The following is a 1,341-nucleotide window of genomic DNA, read 5'->3' as shown; positions in this document are numbered from 1 at the left end:
CTGTCGGTAGCAAATCAAGTTGTCCGGTTTGGTAGCACATCATTTGTCCGCTTCAGTTTTGCGTCGAAGCGGTTCACGCGGCTTGCCCGGTGCGGCAGGTCTCTTGGATTGTGGCGCCGTCGGGCGTGTATCGGGCGATGCGGCGGGGCCCGTGGAAGACCGCGAGCGTCCCATCGGGGTATTGCCTGACCTTGACCGCGGCTTTGACGAAGTGATGTCGGATCGGGCTGTGCGGGAGTTGTAATCGCATGCGCGCGAAGGCGACTGTGTTGTCGCGGGCAACGACGCGCTCCTCCTCGATGCACAGGATCTGGGCCAGTTGCTGTGGGTCGGCGGCGACAAAGGCGCTGTCTTCGACCGCGGGCGGTTTGGCGAAGCGGGCATTGTGAGCTGGCAGATAGGTCTGCGCGATGAAGCGGTTGGCGGCCTGGATATCGGCAATGCCGGCCAGCGCCAGTTCTTTCGGCAGCCGATCCTGCAAGGTCGAGAACATCCGCTCGGAGCGCCCCCTGGCTTCAGGCGAATAGGCCGGGATATGCTCGATGCCCAGGTGCCGCAGCGCTCGCCCGACCTGGGTCAGCCGGCTCTTGTCGACCGCCTCGCCGGCCTTGAGCGTCACGAAATAGTGGCTGCCGCGATCGCTGTAGAGGCTAGACGGCAATCCCTTGGCGACAAAAGTCTCCAGAAGCCCCTGAAAGCTCGACGCCGTGCCTTCCTCCTCGATCAGGAAGGCCGAATAGATCGTGCTCGTGGCGTCGTCCAGCGTCACGATCAGATCGAGCACCGGCTGACCCTCCAGCCAGGCATGCCGGCTGCCATCCTGGTGCAGCATCATCCCCTCACACGGCTTCCTTTCGCGTTTGCGCCGGTGAGCACCGCGCCGCTTGGCTCGCTCCACCAGGCCCGCCGCGTGCAGCTGCGTCTTGATGAAGGTGTAGCCCCAGCTGAAGTCGTGATCGCGTATCAAGTGCTCGTGGAAATGCTTCACATTCCACCCCAGGTAACGATGACGATAAAGCTCCAGCATCTCCTCAATCGCTTCCGCAGGCACCCGACGCGTCGAAATCTTGTCCAGCCGGCGGTCGCGTAAGCCATCCTCCCCAGCCTCTTCGTACCGGTCGCGGTAGCGTCGAAATTGCCGCTCCGACATGCCCAGCAACTCGCCTGCCTCCATCATCGAAAGATCGCCGCCAGTCCAGCGCCTCAAAACGTCTCGAAACTTCTGCATTCTCCGGCCCTGTAGCCATGCCGTCCGTCTCATCCCCAGCCTCCCTTTGGCTGGCGATAAAACCGGACAACTCATGTGCTACCTAATCCGGACAACTCATCTGCTTACGACAC

At 62.1% G+C, this 1,341-nt stretch carries 1 protein-coding gene; it reads right to left on the bottom strand.

Going from position 1 to position 1,341, the window contains the following annotated elements:
* Window positions 1-73: 73 nt before the first annotated feature.
* Complete coding sequence (locus NMG46_RS29510) at window positions 74-1,228, bottom strand: ISNCY family transposase (protein WP_302897328.1); 1,155 nt, start codon at window positions 1,226-1,228, stop codon at window positions 74-76.
* Window positions 1,229-1,341 lie beyond the last annotated feature (113 nt).

Source organism: Mesorhizobium sp. LMG 17147, assembly GCF_024297145.1.
GTDB lineage: Bacteria > Pseudomonadota > Alphaproteobacteria > Rhizobiales > Rhizobiaceae > Mesorhizobium.
This window is presented reverse-complemented; position numbering and strand designations above follow the sequence as displayed.